This window comes from Vibrio sp. 10N.261.51.F12, assembly GCF_041471725.1.
Taxonomy (GTDB): Bacteria; Pseudomonadota; Gammaproteobacteria; order Enterobacterales; family Vibrionaceae; genus Vibrio.
On the sequence record NZ_JBFROV010000027.1, the window covers coordinates 83,308 to 105,583 of the forward strand.

The following is a 22,276-nucleotide window of genomic DNA, read 5'->3' on the forward strand; positions in this document are numbered from 1 at the left end:
CTAACTATCGGATTTTTAGTAATAAAATCAGGTTTGAGATCACAGTTAGCCGTGTTGTGGCTGTTATTCAACTAGTGAAATCACATGACCTTTAACTTTGTGTGGTTATTGGAATGTAAAATGCATTGATCACACCAAGGAAATATCTCACTTACTTTGTGATAGGAAAATTAAATGGAATTACTTAATCAAATGGTCGGTACAATCAACGGAATCGTCTGGGGTGTCCCTATGCTGGTATTAATACTTGGCGTTGGTATCTTTCTCAGTATTGGCCTTAAATTCATGCCACTATTTAATATACCCAAAGCATTTAAACTGTTATTGAGCAGTCGAGACCAAGTGAAAGAAAAAGGTGAAATCCCACCCTTTCAAGCTCTTATGACGGCAATGTCAGCAACGGTGGGTACAGGTAACATTGCTGGTGTTGCAACTGCTGTGTTTATTGGTGGGCCGGGTGCACTTTTTTGGATGTGGGTCACGGCACTATTTGGTCTCGCTACAAAATACGCAGAAGCCGTACTTGCGGTCAAATACCGTGAAACGGATGAGCAAGGTCGATACTTAGGTGGACCGATGTATTACATCAAAAACGGCATGGGTAAAAAGTGGGCTTGGTTAGGATCTTTGTTTGCCGTATTTGGTACGTTTGCTTGTTTTGGTATTGGTAATGGCGTGCAATCAAACTCGATTGCTCAAGTTTTAGAGTCAAATTTTGCCTTTTCTCCATTGGTGGTTGGGATCATCATCATGATTCTGGCTGGCGCTGTTATTATCGGTGGACTTAAACGTATAGGCGCATTTGCTGGTGCATTGGTACCCGTTATGGCCGTTGCTTACGTTTTGTGTGGTGTCGTGATCTTAAGCTTAAATGCTTCTGCACTTCCTGGTGCATTTGCCCTTGTAATCGAGCAAGCTTTTTCTCCAACATCGGCGCAAGGTGGTTTTGCAGGCGCAACGGTATGGATGGCAATTCGTTTTGGTGTCGCACGTGGGGTATTCTCAAATGAAGCAGGGCTGGGTTCGGCTCCAATTGCTCATGCAAGTGCACAAACAAACGACCCCGTACGACAGGGCCTTATCGCGATGCTAGGTACGTTCCTTGATACACTGGTTATCTGTACTATTACCGGTATGGTTATAATTGTATCAGGCGAGTGGACATCGGGTGCTGATGGGGCGGCGTTGACTTCCGCGGCATTCGGTCAAGTTATCCCTGGTTTCGGCAACTATATCGTAGCAATCAGCTTGACAGTATTCGCCTTTACAACAATTGTTGGCTGGTCAGTTTATGGCGAGCGCTGTGCAAAGTATCTATTTGGAGATAAGGCAATTCTGCCATTTCGCGTGATCTTTGTTCTGGCACTGCCCGTGGGTGCAACGATGGAATTGAGTTTCGTATGGTTACTCAGTGATACACTGAATGCGATGATGGCAATTCCAAACCTTATCGCGCTAGCAGTACTTAGCCCCGTGGTTTTCGCCCTGACAAAATCGTATTTCGCTAAAGAAAATAAATCAGCACCTACCGCCGAAGTGAAATAGACGTAACCTCCGACAAGATAAGGCCAATCTCACGGATTGTTATTACTAAGTGGACTTGGCCCGAGCTTCCCAATCACTCTTTTAGTTCAAGCGTTAAAGAGTGATTGACTCGCGAGCTGGTATTTTTGTGTGTCTATAAATAATTATACAAACGAATTGGGTGTTATGTTATAACGTAACAACTTATTTGTTTGATCTTATCTATCTCTATGCTGTTAAAACGTCCTGTGTTTCTATCTATCTTGATTGTTGTCGTAATTGCGGCAATTTATCTTGTCAAAGTGAGCTATTTTTCAACGGCTCAACCATTAGTCGATACCACAATCAAGGTTACCCCTTACGCGAATACGGTGGAATCAGAACCTCAACGTGCCCCTTTAAGGGTGCAACGAATCCACTATGTGATTCAAGAAGGCGATTCGCTTAGCTTAATTTTTGATAAATTCTCATTGCCACAAGCCACGTTATCGAAGCTACTTGCCGCAGACGTGTCCGATCTGAAATTGGATAACCTGACTCCAAAAGCGCGATTAGAACTTGTGGTTGATGCCACTGATCAACACCTGATTCAATTAATTTATCATCATAGCCTTGCTGAGCGAGCCGTTTATGTACTGAACAAAGAAGGGGAGTTTGACTATGAATACGTCGAAGAGGGTGGCGAATGGCACTCTCAGATGTACGCCGGAGAGATCACAGGAAGCTTCTCTGTAGCCGCAAATAATCACGGATTAACGTCTCGCCAGATAGCGACTATCAGCCGTGTTTTATCGGACAAGATTAACTTTTCACGAGACCTCAGAAAGGGCGATCGCTTTGAAGTGCTTGTTAATGAACAGTATTTAGGAACTCGACCAACAGGGAAAACAGAGATCCAAGGGATTCGATTTAATCTAAGCAACGGACCGATATCGGCGTTTCTAGCGGAAGATGGACGCTTCTATGATCGTGACGGAAATAGTTTAGAACAAGCATTCAACCGTTATCCCATTGCCAAAGAGTATCGTCGAATTACATCGCCGTTTAACCCTCATCGTAAACACCCTGTCACGGGTAGGGTAACGCCGCACAATGGGACAGATTTTGCCACACCAGTTGATACTCCAATTTATTCCACAGGTGACGGTCAGGTAGTCGCAATAAAAAACCACCCCTATGCAGGTAAGTATTTGGTCATTGAACACAACAGTGTCTACACAACGCGCTATTTACACTTGAGCAAGTTCCTAGTCCGCGTTGGAGAAAAAGTGAAACGTGGTCAAAAAGTTGCGTTATCGGGTGCAACGGGCCGTTTGACTGGGCCGCATCTTCATTTTGAGGTGTTAGTAAGAAACCGTCCGGTTGACGCTATGAAGGCAAACTTGCCGCTCGCTCAGGCAATTTCTAAAGATGAAAAACCGGCTTTTTCCGCACTCGTTGCGATGTTTGATGAAAAATCCGTTCAATACTGGGAAAATACTCATGATGCCTCAGGGATAACACATGTGTCGTGAGTGGCTTTTGTGCTATCTATCTGGGGTTAGAGTGTCAACGATGCAACCTTTGATAATGCTACTAACAGCGGCCTTACTGCTATCTATATTACTACTTCCTATGCCGTCTCAGGCGCATCCACATTCTTGGATTGGTAACACCTTGACGTTACAAGGGGAGGCAACGCAAATAGATCGCTTAGAAATGGAGTGGGTATTTGATCCCTTTACTAGTGCTTATGCCCTCGATGGGGATTTTTCGATTTTTAGTGATGAGGTAAAGTCACAATTGGAAGCTCAACGCTTGATGTCTAATCTTCTCAATACCCATTACTTTACTTACCTTTATGTTGATGGTCAGCCTTTAAAATTTCGCATCCCTTCGGTTTATTCGCTGACTAAGCAGGGAAGACGTATGGTGCTCACCTTTATTTTGCCGCTATCAAAGTCAATTGATGTATCAAATCAGCGCCTAGATATTCAAACGTACGATAATACTTACTTTATCGATATTACATGGAAATCTAAACAGGCGATTGTTATCGACCCTGCATTATCGGCATCTTGCCGAGTTGCATTGCAGCAACCCGAACCGTCACAGGCTATCCAGCAATACGCGATGTCGCTGGAGAGAGATAGCGTTGAAGACTCAGAGCTTGGTCAGCATTTTAGCCAGACGGTGAGTATAGGGTGTGGATAGTAGAGTGTGTAAGGTGCAGGTTGCGTCTAGGGTAGCGTTTGTTGTTTTGTTCAGTGTTGGGCTTTTGTGTTCGCTATGGTGGCTACATGAAAACTGGTGGATGGTGCGTTGGATATTTCAGTCATTCCAGCGTGACCTTCTAGAAACTATGCTGGAAGGACTAGACCATGTTGATGACCCTGATAACCAATTAAGTGTTAATTTTTGGCTGATAGGCTTTGGAGTCTTTGCCTACGGATTTGTACATTCATTAGGGCCTGGGCATGGTAAGTCAGTCTTGTTTATCGCGATGCGTGATACTCGGCCAACGCTCGCTAAGGTAGTGTTATTAGCCTTGTTGATAAACCTAATTCAGGGTGTTAGCACCTACCTGGTCGTGACCGTTATTCAATGGGTCTTAGCTTTGGGATTCAAAGATACCATCACTTTAGTTGGTGGATTAAATCAAATAGTCGGTGCGGCCATGGCAATACTGGGAGCGTTAGGGTTGATGTCATGGTTGCTAAAAAAAGGCGGCGTACTAAGAACCTACATTGCACGCAATACGCATGATTCAAGTAGAGCGAATTTAAAACCGTGCGGGGTGCCTGTGGTGAACTTATCGACGAAGACACGATGGTCTAGGTTGCTACCATCGACGTTGAAATCGCATGCTTTGTCCTCCTATGCTGTTATGGGCGTTATTGCACTTAGGCCGTGTCTGAGTACGAGCTTGATTTTTCTGTACAGTGCATTGTGGTTTGATCGAATGGTGGCGACCCAATTATTAGTGGCGAGTTTTATCGGTAGCTTTTTGTCTCTCTTGCTCGTGTCATTGGCTGGATATAGCTTGGATAGACGACTTTCCAGTAAAAGCCCAGTGAACGCGGTTGAGCCAAAGGGCGTACTATTATGGCGACAGATAAGACCACTGTGTATCAGTACATTTTACATCTTGCTGGGGTGGGGTTTATTTATGAGCGGTACGGTGACAATGTCACCTGTATTGTAATTAAATACCTGTACTGGACAACTATCGATATTGTAGGTAACCAGAAGGCAACGTAGGTAAACAGGTTATGTGCCTACTCATCAATCTGTACCATTTAGGTTTTTAGAAACTCGAGCAATAGAGATATTGCCGTGGTCTAGTAATAAAAAAACGCTCCTAATGTAGGAGCGTTTTGTGTGAATTCAAGGTGCCCATAGAGCTCGCTAGCGTTTGTTCTTTAGGTAACGCTTACGACGTTCTTCTTTTTTCTTAATTTTGGCTTCGGTTTTTCTCGCTTCTTCAATCTCAACTTCCACGAGCTCTTTAGTAATCATCTCTGGAAGTTCCAAAGTAATCTGCCCTAAAGTGCCGCTGCGTAATTCGTGGAGTAATATCTCTGAGGCTTTGTGAAGGTTAACGCGACCACCCGACTGCAATGCGCCGCGTTTTTTACCGATCAGCTCCATCAACTCCAAATCTGATTCAGGCAGCTCTTCATCAATTTGGTAGCGCTCTTTAAGGCGATCAGCGTAGTGCTGGGCCAGATACTCAACCGTATAAAAAGCCACTTCGTCATACTCGATGGCGGTGTCTTTTACTGCCCCTGTTGCGGCAAGGCGAAAACCACTGTGCGGGTTCTCTACTTTTGGCCAAAGTACACCAGGAGTATCAGACAAGACGACACCATTCTGGAGATTAATTCGTTGCTGGCGGCGTGTTACTGCTGGTTGGTTACCCGTTACTGCGATAGTTCGACCCGCAAGGCTATTGATGATGGTCGATTTACCCACGTTAGGGATTCCCATAATCATGGTGCGTATATTCTTGCCAATGCTTTCGCGATTAGGCGCCAGTTTTCGACACAGGTCCAAGATTTGCTGCACTTCGTGTGGGTTGCTAGTGGTAATAGCGATCGCTTTTACGCCTTGTTCTTTTTCAAGGTGGTTGATCCACAATTCCGTTTTTTCAGGATCGGCCAAATCACGCTTGTTTAGCACTTTAACGACGGGCTTATCACCTCGTAACGTCGCTATCGTTGGGTTCTCACTACTAAAAGGAATTCGAGCATCAAGGACTTCGATAATGACATCGACTTGCGGAATGACTTCCTCAATCTCTTTAAGTGCCTTGTGCATGTGGCCCGGAAACCATTGAATGGACATGAATGAAAACCTCAATTTTTAAATTTGTGCACATTGTAGGAGGTTGACGGAGATAGTAAAGCATCGGATGTTTTTCTTTTTGGTAAATAATGTAAAGGCTGTCCACGCGGCGATGGGTTTGCCCTAAAAAAATGTATCGATGGCTTTTAAACGGTGCCTGATAGATCCCTTCATTTTAGCGAAACTTGGCTTACTTCAAAAAAGTGCAAAAAACGATGAAATTTAATCGGTTGAGCATGCACATAGCTGAACTAATACTAATATTAATGCATAACTTAACGGATTCTAAGTGTTGGAGTGGCGGTATGGTGCCGGTATTGTATGTCCAAGCGGGCGACTTAACATGGAAAGTGTTTGCCGATGGGACGTGGGCAAAGGTAGCACCTAACGAGGTGTTACTGAGTGGCGTTCAGGTGGTGACACAGAGTATAGAAGAGCTTGGTGAGGTGAAAGAATTATCACCTGAGCAAACAAAAGCGCTTGAGCTTGAACTGCAAGAAACGCTAAATGACTTGTCCAATGACATAGCCGATGCTCAGGGGCAAGTAGACAGTTCGTCTACATCCAACAACAATGGCAGCGGTGGTTTTGCTATTGCTCTGCAAGCTACGTTAGATGAGACCATTGCTCGAGCTGGGTTTGATACGCGTCCTAGCACAATAGGTGATTCAAATGAACGCGCGCGTTCAGAGGGTGAGTCATTTGATACCCTTTCACAATCGGCGACCCTTTCTATTGTCATCCAAGACGAGGTGTATAGTAGCGGCTACCTTAATCAGTTTGAAATTCCCGCCGTCACGATATCTGGTACTACGAGTGATGTGAGAGATGGGCGTATTGTTAATGTCACGATTACTGATGATGCTGGCAATACTGTTCTAGTCTCAGCGGAGGTCATCAACAATGCTTACGTTGTGAACAATGTGGATCTAAACGGCCTCAATGAAGGCAGTTTAGTTGTTACAGGGGTCATATCTGACGATTTTGGAAACTCAATCTCCGCTGAAGATTCATCGATAAAAGATACCAAGGCTTTCACTATTTTGCGCTTCGATGGATTTGGGGACGGGTATATAAATGCGACTGAATCTTCAGAAGAGCGTATATACGGCGTCGCTGTTAATGTCGAGCGTGGCCAGAATATTGAATTGTTGATCACGGATACCTCTGGTAATAGTGTACAGATAACCGCCAATGTCGGCTTGCTTGGGTTTTATGTTATCCGAGAAGAGGATATTTCTTCGTTGCAAGATGGTGAGCTGACGATAGTGGCGACTACCATTGATCTCGCAGGTAACCCGGCAACGGCATCCGATACCATTATCAAGGACACACAAGCGTCTATTACGGTCGAGTTTGATGGCTTCGGCGATACTTATATCAACGCAGTTGAAAGCGATACCGCTCATTTTTATGGGCAGGTACTCAATGTTGAAGTCGGACAAACGGTCACATTAATTGTCAAGGATGAACATGGCGTCACAATGACCTTCGAGACGGTCGTTATGAGTGACGGTACTTATGACATAACAGGCAACGATGTGTCGTCGTTACAAGATGGCATCTTGTCGGTTGAGGCCATCGTACTTGATCAAGCGGGTAACGTCGCGATTGCCGAAGATTCTATTATTAAAGACACTCAAGCGACTATTTCGGTGCAATTTGACGGCTTTGGTGACGAAGAGCTTAGCTTGAATGAGGTAGGCAGCGAACGTTTATTTGGCCAGGTGATGAATGTAGAAAGCGGTCAAGAAGTCGCGCTTACCGTCTCCGATCGTACCGGTCAAAGCCTAACCTTCAGAACTACGGTCAATGAAAACGGCGAATATGAATTGCTTGATGTTGATCTTAGCTCATTGTCTGATGGTGAGCTTACTGTGGCGGCGAGTGTTACGGATATCGCTGGGAATACCGCGACGTCACAAGACACAATTCTTAAAGATACTCAAGCCGCAATACTGGTGCGTTTTGATGGCGGTGGAGATAACTACCTCAATAGTGAAGAAGTCACAACCGAGTCTATCTTCGGCTTAGTCAAAAATATAGAAGTTGGTCAACCTGTCTCACTCAGCATCACCGATAGCTTGGGTGTATCCATTACCTTAACAACAAGCGTAACAGCCAACGGCACGTTTTCTGTCGCTGACGAGGATTTATCATCGTTAGCAGAGGGCACGCTTCATGTTACTGCGACGAGTTCAGACCTTGCAGGAAATGTCGCCACCAACTCTGACACAATAATCAAAGATACACTTGCTCATATTGATGTGGACTTTGATGGTATAGGCGATCGCTTTATTAATGGCATTGAGGTGCCTAGCACGCGATTATACGGGCAAACTCAGAATATAGATTTTGGTCAAAGTGTTACCTTAGTTGTTAGCGACCAAGAAGGTCTTCAGCAATCTTATGTCGTGAATACTCAACCAGACGGCAGCTTTGAGCTGATTGTCGACTTAGCAGGGTTAGCTGATGGGCCGCTCACTGTCGAGGCTGATGTGGCTGATGTGGCAGGTAATACTGCAAGTGCTAGCAACGAGATAATTAAAGATACACAAGCTACGATCGATGTCGCATTTGATGGAGAAGGCGACAGTTTTATTAATCTGGCGGAAATTTCGAGTGTTCGTTTGTTTGGGCAAACGACGGATATTGAAACAAACCAGGTAGTGACACTCATTGTATCGGATGTAAACGGTGACTCAGTGACACTTTATGCAAGTGTCACTGCCGATGGTAGCTATGAGCTAGATGGACAAGATCTTGCGACGTTGGCTGATGGCACGTTGAACATTGTCGCCTCTGTGAGTGACATCGCCGGTAATGAAACAAGTAATCAAAACTCAATCGTTAAGGATACGCTTGCTCAAATTGATGTGTTGTTCGATGGCGAGGGTGATGAAGAACTTAGTACTGATGAAATCAGCCAGACGCGTATTTATGGTCAGACATCAAATATTGAGTCTGGCCAAGTAGTGACATTGGTTGTAAGTGATGAAGCCGGGCAAACGATCACTCTGCAAACAACAGTGGAAAATGATGGTTCTTATACAGTAAATAACGCCGATTTGTCATCGTTGTCTGATGGTGAACTAGCCGTGGTTGCGACAGTCAATGACGTAGCGGGAAACAACGCGACTGCCGATGATGACATCGTTAAGGATACGCAGGCGGCTATTTTTGTTCATTTGAACGGGTTTGGCGATGACTACCTCAATGCGCAAGAAGCCCCTGCGGAGAATATCTGGGGTATCGTTAAAAATATTGAACCTAATCAACCGATTACCCTAGTGGTGTCAGATGTTCTTAATAATACAGTGACGATTAACACGGTCGTCGGTCAATTAGGCACTTTCTCAGTGTCCGATATCGATCTTAGCGGTTTGTCAGAAGGCATGTTAACCGTGAAAGCAACAAGTTCGGATCTCGCTGGCAATATCGCAACTAACACGGATACCATTATTAAAGATACCCAAGCGGCGGTGTCAGTCGCGTTTGACGGTAATGGAGATGACTATTTAAATTTGGCAGAAGTTGCTAACACGACATTATTCGGCGGCACTCAGTTCGTTGAAGCGGGTCAAGCGGTGTCGTTGGTGATTACCGATAGTGTCGGTAACCGTGTAGAACAGACGACCAATACCTTGGCTGATGGCAGCTACCGAATAGAGGGCATCGATTTCTCCTCGCTGGAGGACGGTTCTTTAACAGTGGTAGCCTCGGTCACGGATATAGCTGGTAACGTATCTCAATCGCAAGACATTATTGTTAAAGATACTAAAGCGCAAATTACCGTTGAGTTCGATGGTTTTGGTGATGAGGAGCTCAGTAAGTTTGAAGTTGAGACTTCAAGAATCTTCGGGCAAGTGGAGAACGTTGAAGCAGGACAAATAGTCAAGTTGTCGATAACGGATACCGACAGTTCAACCGTTATTGTTAATGTCGCGGTTGCCGCCGATGGTTCTTTTGAGGCTACTGGTGTGGATTTGTCGATGTTAAAGGATGGCGATCTTGTCGTAGAAGCTGTTGTGACGGATATCGCAGGCAACACGACCACCAATGACGATACCATCTTGAAAGATACCAAAGCGTTTATCGTGGTTCAATTCGTTGGTTTCGGCGATGGTTATTTAAACGCCAGTGAAGTAGAACAAGAAACGATTATCGGTCTGACAAAGAACATTGAAGCTGGTCAGCTTGTTACCTTGCAAATCGAGGACAGTGAAGGCAGCACGATTACGCTAACAACATCGGTGACCGAATCAGGGGCGTTTGCTATCTCTGATTTGGACTTATCAAATCTCGCTGAGGGGGCATTATCAATAAATGCGAATACGGTCGACCTTGCTGGCAATCCGGCGACGTGGAGCGATTCGATCGTTAAAGACACACTTGCTGATATTAACGTGTCTATCGATGGGCAAGGTGATGAGTACCTAAATGCGACAGAAAGCCTTGCCGCAACTATCTCGGGTTTGACCCAAAATGTCGAAGCCGGTCAAACAGTGACGATTGTGGTGACGGATATCGCCGGTCGTTCTTTAAGCACGAGCGCTATTGTTGAGAGTGATGGTGGCTACACTGTTTCAGATCTCGATCTTACCAACCTTGTCGATGGTGTGCTGAAGGTTGAGGCAAATGTGTCAGATATTGCGGGTAATGAAAGCAATAGCAGTGACCAGATAGTTAAAGACACGAAAGCGTCAATTGTCGTTTCATTTGATGGTTTTGGTGATGAAGAGCTGAGCAAGGTTGAAGTCGACGCTGCACGTCTATTCGGGCAAACCAGTAATATAGAAGCAGGGCAAGCCATAAATCTTGTCGTGTCGGATATTGATGGAAATGAGTTGGTTTTCACCACAACAATCGCTAGTGACGGAAGCTATGAGCTCAATGACCTAGACTTTTCTGGGTTTAACGAAGGGCTATTAACGGTTGATGCCACAACCACAGATATTGCCGGTAATCCGGCAAGCTCTACCGACTCTATTGTAAAAGATACACGCGCGTTTATTTTGGTTCGATTCGATGGTGGTGGGGACAATTATCTTAACGCCGAAGAAGTACCTGCGGATACTATTTTCGGTCTAACGAAAAACATTGAAGCGGGTCAAACCGTCTCTATTCAGGTTATAGACAAGAATGGCCTTTCGTTAAGTTTCACATCGGTTGTTGAATCAAATGGTAGTTTTACGGTTAACGACCAAGACTTTTCGTCGCTTGCTGAAGGCGAACTCACTGTCATTGCAAACGTGAGTGATGTCGCCGGTAATACCGCAATGGCTTCAGATACAATAATCAAAGATACCCTCGCATCGATTACTGTTGAATTTGATGGTGAGGGTGACGCTTTGCTCAATGCGATGGAAAGTCAAAGCGCAACAATATTTGGACAAGTTACTAACGTAGAGCCAGGTCAACATGTAGATGTCGTTGTGACTGATACTGCAGGCACGCAAATAGAGGCAGTTGCAACGGTACAGGCAGATGGCCACTTCACGATTGAAGACAATGACTTATCGGCGCTCGTCGACGGAGACTTGTCGGTAGAGGCGTCAGTTGTTGATATCGCCGGGAACCAAACGACTAATAGCAATACTATTGTAAAGGATACGCAAGCCAAGATTTCAGTGAATTTTGAAGGGTATGGCGATAACTATTTAAATGCGAGTGAGGTGGATTCTGAGCTGATTTATGGCGCTACGAGTAACGTTGAAGTTGGGCAATCAATTCTTGTCACCGTTACCGACAGTGTGGGTAACTCTGTTGATTTCACTAGTACGGTCGGTGCGTCGGGTTCCTATGCATTGTTCAATGTGGATCTTTCCTCGTTGCAAGATGGGATGTTAAGTGTCGTTGCGGCTACGAAAGATATTGCGGGCAACCCAGCTCAAGCAACGGATTACATTGTTAAAGATACGATGGCGAGCATTACGGTTGAATTTGATGGTGAAGGTGACACCTTTATTAATGCACAGGAATCAACTGCGGCGAGGATATTTGGTCAAACACAAGATGTTGAATCAGGCCAGAGCATTAAACTGACCGTTACTGATTCAGCTGGCGTGACATTAATCTTGTCTGCGATTGTGCAAGCCGACGGTTCATATGAAATCACTGGAGAGGATATATCGTCCCTTCAAGATGGTGATTTGACGGTACAGGCGCAAGTGCTAGATACGGCAGGAAATATTGCTTTAGCAGACAATATTATTGTCAAAGATACATTAGCGCAGATTGCTGTCGACTTTGATGGTCAGGGCGATCGTTACATAAACGATTCCGAATCCAACTCTGTTCGCCTGTTTGGACAGGTTTCTAATGTGGAATCGGGCCAAGTAGTTAACCTGGTGATTACCGATATCAATGGCACTTCAATTGAGGTTGAAACCACGGTACAGGGAGACGGAACCTTTGAGTTGCTCGACCAAGATATAACCAGCCTCGCGGATGGGGCTTTAGTCGTCAATGCCACCGTATCCGATATCGCAGGAAATCAGGTAAGCGCAAGTAATGACATTGTCAAAGATACGACGGCAACAATAGGCGTTAGCTTTGATGGTTTTGGTGACGAGGAACTATCGATTGACGAGGTTTCGGGTGAGCGACTTTACGGCGAAGTAGAGAACGTAGAAACCGGACAAAACGTAACACTTACAGTATCAGACACATCGGGCAGTACGTTACTATTTAACACATCAGTATTGGCCGATGGCAGCTATGAGGTTTTAAATGCCGACCTTTCGAGTTTAGAAGATGGGGTGTTGACCGTCGTCGCTGAGACCGTTGATATCGCGGGTAACCCGACAACATCAAAAGATGTCATTTTAAAAGATACGAGCGCGGAAATCTTTGTCACATTTGATGGTTTTGGCGATGAATATTTAAATTCAGCTGAGGTGACTCAAGAATTAATTCATGGGCGTGTCAAAAATATTGAGCCGGGCCAGTCGGTTGATCTAACGGTCGAAGATAGTAATGGGTTGAGTCTTGATTTCACCACAGCGGTGAATCTAAATGGTTCGTTTAACTTGGTTGATGTCGATCTCTCTTTCTTAGCTGAAGGGCAGCTAACCGTTACCGCAACGGCAACAGACCGCGCCGGTAATAGCGCGACAGCTTCAGATACGATTGTTAAAGATACCCTCGCTTCAGTCACCGTTGAATTTGATGGCAATGGTGATGAGTTTCTAAATTCAGCCGAAATAGGGGCAGTACGACTATTTGGTCAGGCTACAAATATTGAAGCGGGGCAAACGATCTCGTTGACCGTGACAGATTTAAGCGGCAACCCTATAGACTATACCGCGGTGGTAGATGTAATAGGGCGGTACGAAATAGCATCTGTCGATCTGAGTTCGCTTGATGAGGGCGAGCTCACTATTCAAGCAGTAATAGAGGATATCGCCGGCAACACTGCTACCGCGACCGATAGCATTATTAAGGACACATTGGCCGCAATTAGTGTTGATTTTGATGGTAATGGAGATGACGAGCTCAATAAAGATGAGGTGTTAACTTCGCGCGTCTTCGGTGAGACCAGCAACGTTGAAGATGGACAAGTGGTTATTCTCACTATCACAGATTCCATTGGAACTCAGATACAGCTATCAACGACCGTTTCAGACGGAAAGTTTGAGGTCGCGAATAACGATTTAAGTGCGCTAGAAGACGGTGAATTAAATGTAATTGCCGAAGTGACAGACGTTGCTGGTAACGAAACTACGGCGACGGACACTATCGTCAAAGATACTAAGGCATTTATTCTTGTTCGCTTCGACGGTTTTGGCGATGGCTATCTGAATTTGGATGAATCGCAAGATGAAACCTTATATGGCTTCACTAAGAACATAGAAGTTGGTCAGCAAGTCGCATTACTTATAACAGACGCGGCCGGCAATAGCGTGACCTTGCTTTCTGCAGTAGAAGCGGATGGCAGCTATCGTATCGAAAACCAAGATCTCACCACACTAGTTGATGGTGAGCTGTCGGTAACGGCAACGGCAACAGACGTTGGCGGGAACACTGCTGTAGCCAATGACACCATTATCAAAGATACGCAAATCGGTATCACCATCGATATCGATGATGGTGGTGACGGTATCCTCAATGAAAACGAACTCAACCCCGTGAAGGTGTTTGGTTCGGTGTCTAATGTTGAAGATGGACAAACAATCCTAGTCACGCTCACCAGTCAAACTCGCAACTTTTTTGTGATTAAAGAAACCATAGTGTCGGGCGGGACATGGCAAATCGACAATATCGACGCGTCTGAGTTTTGGGACGGTACGTTAGTCGCGTTTGCGGAAGTTACCGATGTTGCTGGAAATAGAGCTGAAGCCTTGGACACGGGTACGGAAGTCGACACTGAAAAGCCTAGAATTGATATCGATACGCTTGATGGGTTTAGCATTCTTGATTTTCGCAACAGTGATCTGACTCAGATGCAGGGAATTACAGAAGGTGTCGAGCAGGGGCTACCCGTCACACTGACTATTAGCGATGGCACTCAAGATATCATCTATCAAGTTGGGGTGGACGCGAGTGGCCGGTGGGTCGTGAGCAATATCGATATAACGGCCCTTGATAGTAGCGTGGAATGGACGATTTCTGCAGCGGTCAGTGATGCTGCCGGTAACAGCGCAGTCGATGACATGCCCACTATTATCCTGCCGGAATCAGTGAGCTTCTCTGAGACGGTGATAGGGATATTTGGCGAAGAAACTCAGGATTCAGACGTTCAAATTCAATTTGCAGACTTCACTTTTTATGAACAGCAAACCCTTGCAGAGCAGCTTACGTCGGAAGGACAAAGCCTGTCGCTAGAGATCACCGATTCGTTGATCATTGCACGCCGCTCAGACGGAGAAAGTGTTTTCGAAGCAAAATTAATTGATAACCTAGTTCAGATTCAATTCTTTAAGGCAGTAGATCAAGGGGTTAACTTAGATTCAATTCAATCAGCGTTGATCATTAAAGGAACCCAATATGATTCTGATGGTTCAACAGAGGTCGTATTAGGTCATCTCGCGGTGACAATCAAAGATTCCGAGCCGGTTATTTTCGATGAGCAATATGAGGTTACAGAGGGGGAAGTGACATCGGGTAATGTGTTAAATAATGACATTGACCTAGACGGTGAACTCATCATTGATACCGTCACAATTGAGGGTGTGTCACAAGACATCTCAGGTGCTTCACCCGCCGTTTTTGACTTGCCAGAAGGTCAATTGACGGTGTTTGCCAACGGGCACTGGAATTTCAGCGCAAGTAGGGACCTTGACCATAATTCTCCGCAAAGTATTTCATTTACCTACCTTGCTGGAGACTCCGGGTTTGATTTTGGAGAAGGGATTGCAACGATAGATATTCTCGACGGCGCAGCAGGGGTTATTGGTACAGGAAGCGTTACCGACGTAGAAGCAAGCATCGGAGATCGACCGCAAGTCATTGAAGGAAATGTCATTGTTAGTGCTGGCTCGGATAATCCTGATACTGACTCTATTGTTTTTACCGAACAAACCATCGTTGACCTCACGGCACAAGGTATTACGTTTGGCGATCCTGCTAGCGAATTGAATTACGAGTTGAGCGAGGATGGAAAAACACTGCTCGCGACCGCAGAGCGAGTGGGAGAGATTTTTAGAATTGAACTTAATATCTCTACGGAGCCTTCTTCAAATAACCTAATGGCAAGTTTTTCCTTAACGTTGAGCCAAGCCCTTAACCATACTTTAGATAGTGATTTGCTCAACTTCCCATTGTATCTATCTGGCGTCGATTCAGATGGCACGCCACTTGAGTTAGGACGTTTTGATTTTAATTTAAATGATGGCGCCGATCCTGATTTGCAAGCCGGAACGAGTATCTCGATATCAGAGGATGGGTTAGCTGATGGTCCGGTAATCGCTGACGGTCATTTTACCCTAGATCTCGGTAGTGATTTCCTAGCGTTTAACCAAACACTTGATGCACAGTTGTATTTTGACCTGAGCCACCAACCTAGCCTGACGAGTAATGGAGAGATCGTAAAATATACGATCGATCCAAGTGGGTCTATCGTGACGGGTTACACTGGGGAACTTGGCGATGAGGGCAGCCTCGTTTTTATCATCGCCCTTGATCAACCCGAGGTGTATGAGGAAGGCCAAATTGGTTACGGTTTCTCTTTGTTTAAAGCCGTTGACCAGAATAGTGATCCGTTTTCAATTCCGTTTGTTGTTACCGTGAAAGACCAAGACGGCGATCGTGACCAACTCACTTTAAATATCGGTATTGACGATGGCACGTCAGGAACAATCACTAGCGAAGTCTTAACAACGACAGAACTACCACGTTCGATAACCACACCGAGCCTAATCAATGGTGAAGATGAAAGCACGTTAACAATAGAATCCACGTTTGATGCCATTACCTACCTTGGATTGGACGTCAGTAACGGGGATACGGTACTAGATAGTTCTGGCAATGCGGTGACAAAAAGCGGTGAATCAATTAGTTGGCGCGATAATGGTGACGGAACTTTTGATGGCATCACCGCCGATAACGTCGTGATTTTTAGAATATCATTGCCCGAGGACTTTGGCTTAGCCCCGTCTGAATCGACCACGGTGACACTTAAGGCTGAGGTTTTTGACCAGGTAGACCACGGCACACCTGGCACGCCATCTGACACCGTATTGCAGTTGCCTCTACCTGTGATGACTATTGATTCCGACGGTACTAAGCAGGTGGTGGAATCAACGCTTGAGATCTTAGATGGACGTGCACCGAGGATCCAGGTAGTCGGAGACCTTAACGTTGATGAAGATGGGTTGCTCGACGATAACCAGTCTGCGGCAGAACAAGACAGTAAGCCGACTATAGTCTTAACTGAAGGGTCTGATGATTTTTCTCATTATGTGATTGATACTGAGGCGTTTGATGCCTTGAAATACACCTCAGGGGGCAGTGATATCACCCTCAATGACAAAAATGCAGATGGCTGGTATTTCGCCTATAACGATAATGGTAAGAAGGTCTTTAAACTCCGCATTGATGAAGATCCACAGAGTGATAAATTTGGGGAGGTAAAGTTTGTCCTCTTCAAACCACTTGATCATGAAGACAGCGATGGTGCCGAGAAAAACAACCTCGAACTGTCGTTTATCGTCGCTGCTGTTGATGCCGATGATGACCAATCCGTTGGGCATGAAGTTATTGTAAACGTCACCGATGCAATCCCTGAGTCTGTTTCAAAAGAGATAGAGATAACGGAAGGTGATGATTTTTCAGGCCAGTTTTTAGATGATAATGTCGCCGGTGCTGATGGTGGTGAGATAGCCAGCTTTGTGTATGAAGGTACCCGATACCAATTTGACGAATCCACTACCTCTCACACAATAGACCTCACCAATGACTTTGACGGCACGAACTATGGTTCAATTACGGTCAATAATGATGGTAGCTATACGCTCAAGACAAACGATAGCGTGCAGACCGATCCGAATGACCCAGTGTTGCGTGACAGCATTATTTTTACCGTTAGAGATGCCGATGGCGATGAGGTCGATAGTGAAGGTTTATTGATCCTCGATGACGCCGAGGGCTTTATTCGAGCCTTTAATTCGGAAACGCGCGAAGACGAATCGACTCTGATTGAGTTTTATGTTGTTTTAGGTGATTTAGACCAAAATGAGCAAGTATCACAAGTAGATATTGACGCCGCGTCCTTAAATGGCGGAACCGTGTTGTTAGGTGGTGTTGCACTGTCGGTTGTTGACGGTAAGGTGACGATACCATCCGATCAATTGGTCACAATAGATGGTCGATTTGTGACGCCTGCCGGTGCGTTGACATTCTTGCCAGCGTTAAACCAGAGCAATACAACCAGCACGACTTCAATCGCAATCAGTGCAATTATCACTACCGCTTCCGGTGATGATAAAACGGTTAGCCAAGAGCTAGATGTCTCAGTACTGCCTGTTGCAGATTTACCCGACTGGGATGAATCTACCTTCGAGTATGCGTCTATGGAAGATAGCTCAGAGCCTTTGATGTTGAATATTGAAGCAAGTCTATTTGATCAAGATGGTTCCGAATCCCTTACCTACACGTTCGCCAATATTCCAGACGGTGTCAGCTTATTACTCAACGGCAACCCAATTGATGAAGGCGCTCAGTATACACAAGCACAACTCGCTATTATGGAAATTCAAATGGCGGAGAATGTAGCGGGTGTCTTTGAGTTTGATATTACAGCGGTGGCAACAGAGGCGGGTAATGATTTCTTCAGTCCAAGCGATGAAACGGCCTCGATTACCCACACCATAGTTGTCGACGTCAAACCAGATGCTGATACACCAGTGCTTAGCGTCAAGGATATTCGTGGCTTTGAAGATCAAGCCATTGATCTTAAAGAGGCGCTCATTGGTACATTAACCGATACCGACGGTTCCGAGACTTTATATTACGAAATAGTGGTTCAGGACGGCTGGACCCTCAGTGGTACGGGCTTCACTAATCCTGAGCCGAATGTTTACTGGTTAGAGTCTGACGCGCTTGATAGTTCATTAGCGTTACTGGTGCCGAAAGAAGATATCAGTAGTGTCACTCAAAGCTTGTCGATTCAAGTAACGGCGGTTTCACGAGAGTCGACGCAAGATGGCTTAGACCCCGTCAACGAGTTCGCTCGCTCGGATACTCAAACGGTCAATATTACGCTGCAAGGCGTAGTCGATGAACCCATAGTAGAAGATGGCGGAAACGGTCATTGGAGTTTTGATAGCGACAATAATGTTATTCAAACAGTGACAGAATTTCCTGAAGATGAGTTAGTGCCGCTTGACTTCATGTTTGTTTCTCCAGATGACGACCAATCTGAAGTGCTGAATGTGTTGTTAACCGACCTACCTGATGGTGTTCGTTTGGTGGACTCCAACGGTAACCCTATTACCCTAACCATTGCCTCAATAGATCCTAATACCGGCCCAGTTTATCAGCTATCAAACGAAGAACTCTCTCAGCTTTACTTAAAAACAGAGGAAGATTTTAGTGGCAGAGTGGAATTTAAGGCCTTAGTGACAACGACTGAACCTGATGGAGACAGTGCGCGCTTTAGCTATACAGTACAGGTTGATTTGACGCCAGTGGTTGATCAGTCAGAAGGTCAGGTGGTGAGCACTGAAGGCATTGAAGACAGACAGATTGCGTTAAACTTAAGTCCGTCGGTTGACCAAGACCAAGATGGCAGCGAAGTACTCACTGGTTATATTATCGACCCATTACCAGAGGAGTTAACGCTTTACTTTGATGGTAGTGTCATTGATGTCTCCTTGAGAGGGTTAGACCTAGAGACATTACTTGACTCGACAACCCCGACGTTGGAACAGTTGTTAAATAGTGGCAGGTTGTCGGTGGTTGCCACAGAAGATCTTAGTGGCACTTTTGATATCCCGGTTCGCTATGAAGTTACGGATACGTCTGAGCTTGGTGCGACCCAAGTAAAAGAAATTACAGGAGAAATTAGTGTTATTGTCGATGCCAAAGTCGAGATCGATACACGGCTAATAAGTAATGCAGCGGTGTACGAAAGCGATGACGGTTCACCGGTCGATGTGTCTGGCGCGGTGCACTTTGTTGATGAAGACATCGATGGGTCAGAGTACCTAGATTACTTTACGATCATTTTGCCTGAAGGTTATGACTTCATCGTTGAACACCCTAACGGCGCCTCACAAACCTCAGATGGTAGCTGGATAATTGATGCCGGTGAGCTAACCAGTGACTCAATTAAGGATTTTGCCAGTCTACTCGATGGCACGACGATACGTTCCTACGACAACATGACTGAGCCAGGTGATGTAGTGGTGCGAGCGCGCGTAGTTGATGGAGAAGATGCTCGTTTTATTGATACAAGCTTTAAGATATTTATTACTGGTATAGACGGAGGTGGCGGCGAGTGTCCCGACATCGGTGAGCCAGGGGATATAGAAGCGAATGACGACATCATATTTGATGAAGGCACAGAGGTACTCGATCTTTCAGGACTGCTCAATCCTGATGTTGCTAGTGATGAAGATAATAGCGTCTCGTTCTATATTCCAGCAGATTCTTTACCAGAAGGCGTGGAGCTGCAAGGAGACGGTGTACTGGTTGAATATGATAACGCAGGTGAAGTCATTGGTTACTCAATCAGTCAAGAAGGGTTATCGCATTTACAGGTAGTAGGGTTAGATGAAGATTTTTCTGGGTGTTTGCAATTTACCGTAGAAACCACCGAAACATCGGGTTGCAGTGGAGAGTCTAAAACGACACTGCAAACTATTAACATTGATATCCATCCAGTAGTGGATGAGTTCGTCTTGTCTTCGAGTTTGACTACCATTAATGAGGATAATTCGACGGACCTAAACTTGGAGATACTGCTTGGCGACAGTGTTGAGGCCGGACAAACTATAACCGGCGAAGGCAATCCAGCCACAGGTCAAGAAACGATTAATTCGCTGGAGATAACCGTTAGTGATGGCGCGATCCTTTCAGCGCCAGGGATTACACTTTGGCTCGTGGATCATGGTGATGGCAGTTATACCATTACCGATGCGACTAAACTGTCTGAGGTCGTATTGACTCCGCCAGAAAACTTTAGTGGCGATATTACCTTAACAGCAACCGCCAGTATCACCGACTCAGTGACGTGTTTACCAGGTGAAGATGATACGCAAACTAAAACCTCGACCTTAACCGTGTCAATTGCTCCGGTGGTCGACGCAGCTCAATTAGTCAGCGCCGATGTTCTTGGTGATGAAGATAGTTATATTCCTCTGGATAGCCTCAGCGCACAATTGATAGACCAAGATGGCTCTGAAAGTATGTCATTAAGCTTAGAAGGCGTGCCAGAAGGGGCCGTACTTGTCTTTTTCGATGGCAGTGCTTATCAAGTCATGCCTAATAATGGGCCTGATGGTGGCAGCTTTAATGGCAACCCGACATATGAATGGCAACTAGACGTAGAACAGCTATCGCAAACATTTATATTGCCGCCACTTGATTACAGCGGTGACATACCATTGACCCTAACGGCCATTACCCAAGAATTAGAAACGGGTGACGTTCGATTCACGCGAAGTGAATTTACGTTGGGCGTAAAACCAGTTGGTGATGATGTTACCGTGTTTGACATGCCTGAGGTGCTAGAGGGTACCGAAGATTCTGCTATTGTCATTGAACTTAATGCGGAGAGCACAGAGACAAACAGTGACGAATTCCTTGAGTTGACGGTTGTGGTTAACAGTAGCTCAGATGCTTCTGCCTTAGATGGACTAGATAAAATAAAGGTTGGCTTTGAAACCGCTCGCTTTGTTTCATTACCTAATGGGAATGCCGCGGCAACGTTATTAATTTCGGCAAGTAGCTTAGCGGGTTTTGAGTTGTATGCCGGTGATGCTTTCGGCGAATTTGATATCAGTATCTCGCTGCGAACTTTTGACTCCAACACGGTTTTAGGGAATTACAGCGCTGATCTTGGGGCGGTCAACGAACAGCAGTTGACATTGATTATCGCCCCTGAGCCTGATGAGCCGATCCTAACCTCTCTATACCATTCAATTAGCGCCGAAGCGACCGGTAGTATCGATCTGGGCTTAGATATGGCGATGGTCAATCCAGCAATGGATGAGGTTGGCACGCTTACGTTACGTGGGGTGCCAGATGGGTTGGTTTTATCCCATGGTACTCGCGATGGAGACGATTACCTCGTTGATGTTGATGAGGTATCCGAGCTAAGTATCATCGGGGGGTACTCTGGAGAACAAGATTTTGAGCTCATACTTGAGCCATCCGCAAGCTTAGATGGGGAAACGGCAGTAGGGCTTTCCCAAACGTTGCAGGTCAACTTATCAGATATTGGCAACAATACCCTCGGTGGAACGGTACTTGCGGATTATTTAGACGGCGGAACTGGCAACGACACCTTGATTGCGAGTTCAGGTCGTGATGTCTTGGTTGGTGGAGCTGGCGATGATTCGTTAACTGGCGGGCTTGGCAGCGATACGTTTATCTTTAATGTCGATGATGTCGGTAGCAGTACCACCCCTGCAGTAGATACCATTATGGATTTTGATGTCTCAGCAGATACCGACATGATTGACTTATCAAGCTTATTATCTGGCGCATCAACGGGAGCAGAAGTGGATACCTTTGTTGACTTAGAACAGCAAGGTGATGATGTTGTCATTAACATTAAACCCGACACGACCAATGTGACTCAGAAAATTGTGTTGGTCTCAACCAGCTTAGATGAAATCTATGGTAGTGATTCAACGGGGGTTTCTGAGGCAAATATCTTGCAAAAAATGATTGATGACCAAAACTTAATTATTAATACATAACGAAAAATCCAGATAGCAAGGATGGCTTTAGTGGGTAGCAGTGATATCAAACTACGTGG

General features: G+C 45.4%; 6 protein-coding genes. 5 read left to right on the plus strand and 1 reads right to left on the minus strand.

Annotated features, from left to right (window positions below; genetic code table 11):
- The first annotated feature begins 174 nt into the window (after positions 1 to 174).
- The 4 genes from AB4405_RS15990 to AB4405_RS16005 all read left to right on the plus strand — a co-directional run bounded on the left by AB4405_RS15990 (position 175) and on the right by AB4405_RS16005 (position 4,708).
- Complete coding sequence (locus tag AB4405_RS15990; protein ID WP_102469302.1) at positions 175 to 1,545, plus strand: sodium:alanine symporter family protein; 1,371 nt, start codon at positions 175 to 177, stop codon at positions 1,543 to 1,545.
- A gap of 209 nt (positions 1,546 to 1,754) precedes the next feature.
- Positions 1,755 to 3,038, plus strand: coding sequence for a peptidoglycan DD-metalloendopeptidase family protein (locus AB4405_RS15995; protein ID WP_372061797.1), 1,284 nt, complete (start codon positions 1,755 to 1,757; stop codon positions 3,036 to 3,038).
- Positions 3,039 to 3,078: 40 nt separating this feature from the next.
- Positions 3,079 to 3,717 (plus strand): DUF1007 family protein, encoded by a 639-nt coding sequence (locus tag AB4405_RS16000; protein WP_372061799.1) that lies wholly within the window; start codon positions 3,079 to 3,081, stop codon positions 3,715 to 3,717.
- On the plus strand, positions 3,710 to 4,708 hold the full coding sequence (locus AB4405_RS16005; protein WP_372061801.1) for a hypothetical protein: 999 nt from the start codon (positions 3,710 to 3,712) through the stop codon (positions 4,706 to 4,708). The genes AB4405_RS16000 and AB4405_RS16005 overlap by 8 nt, the downstream gene beginning before the upstream one ends.
- Before the next feature lie 203 nt (positions 4,709 to 4,911).
- On the opposite strand, the gene ylqF is transcribed toward AB4405_RS16005, so the two are convergent.
- Entirely contained in the window at positions 4,912 to 5,850 is a 939-nt protein-coding gene (gene ylqF / locus AB4405_RS16010) for a ribosome biogenesis GTPase YlqF (protein ID WP_372061802.1), read from the minus strand.
- Positions 5,851 to 6,155: 305 nt separating this feature from the next.
- Between ylqF and AB4405_RS16015 the strand changes: the two genes are divergently transcribed.
- Positions 6,156 to 22,217: an RTX toxin gene (locus AB4405_RS16015; RefSeq protein WP_372061803.1), complete on the plus strand. Its 16,062-nt coding sequence runs from the start codon at positions 6,156 to 6,158 to the stop codon at positions 22,215 to 22,217.
- Positions 22,218 to 22,276: the final 59 nt, after the last annotated feature.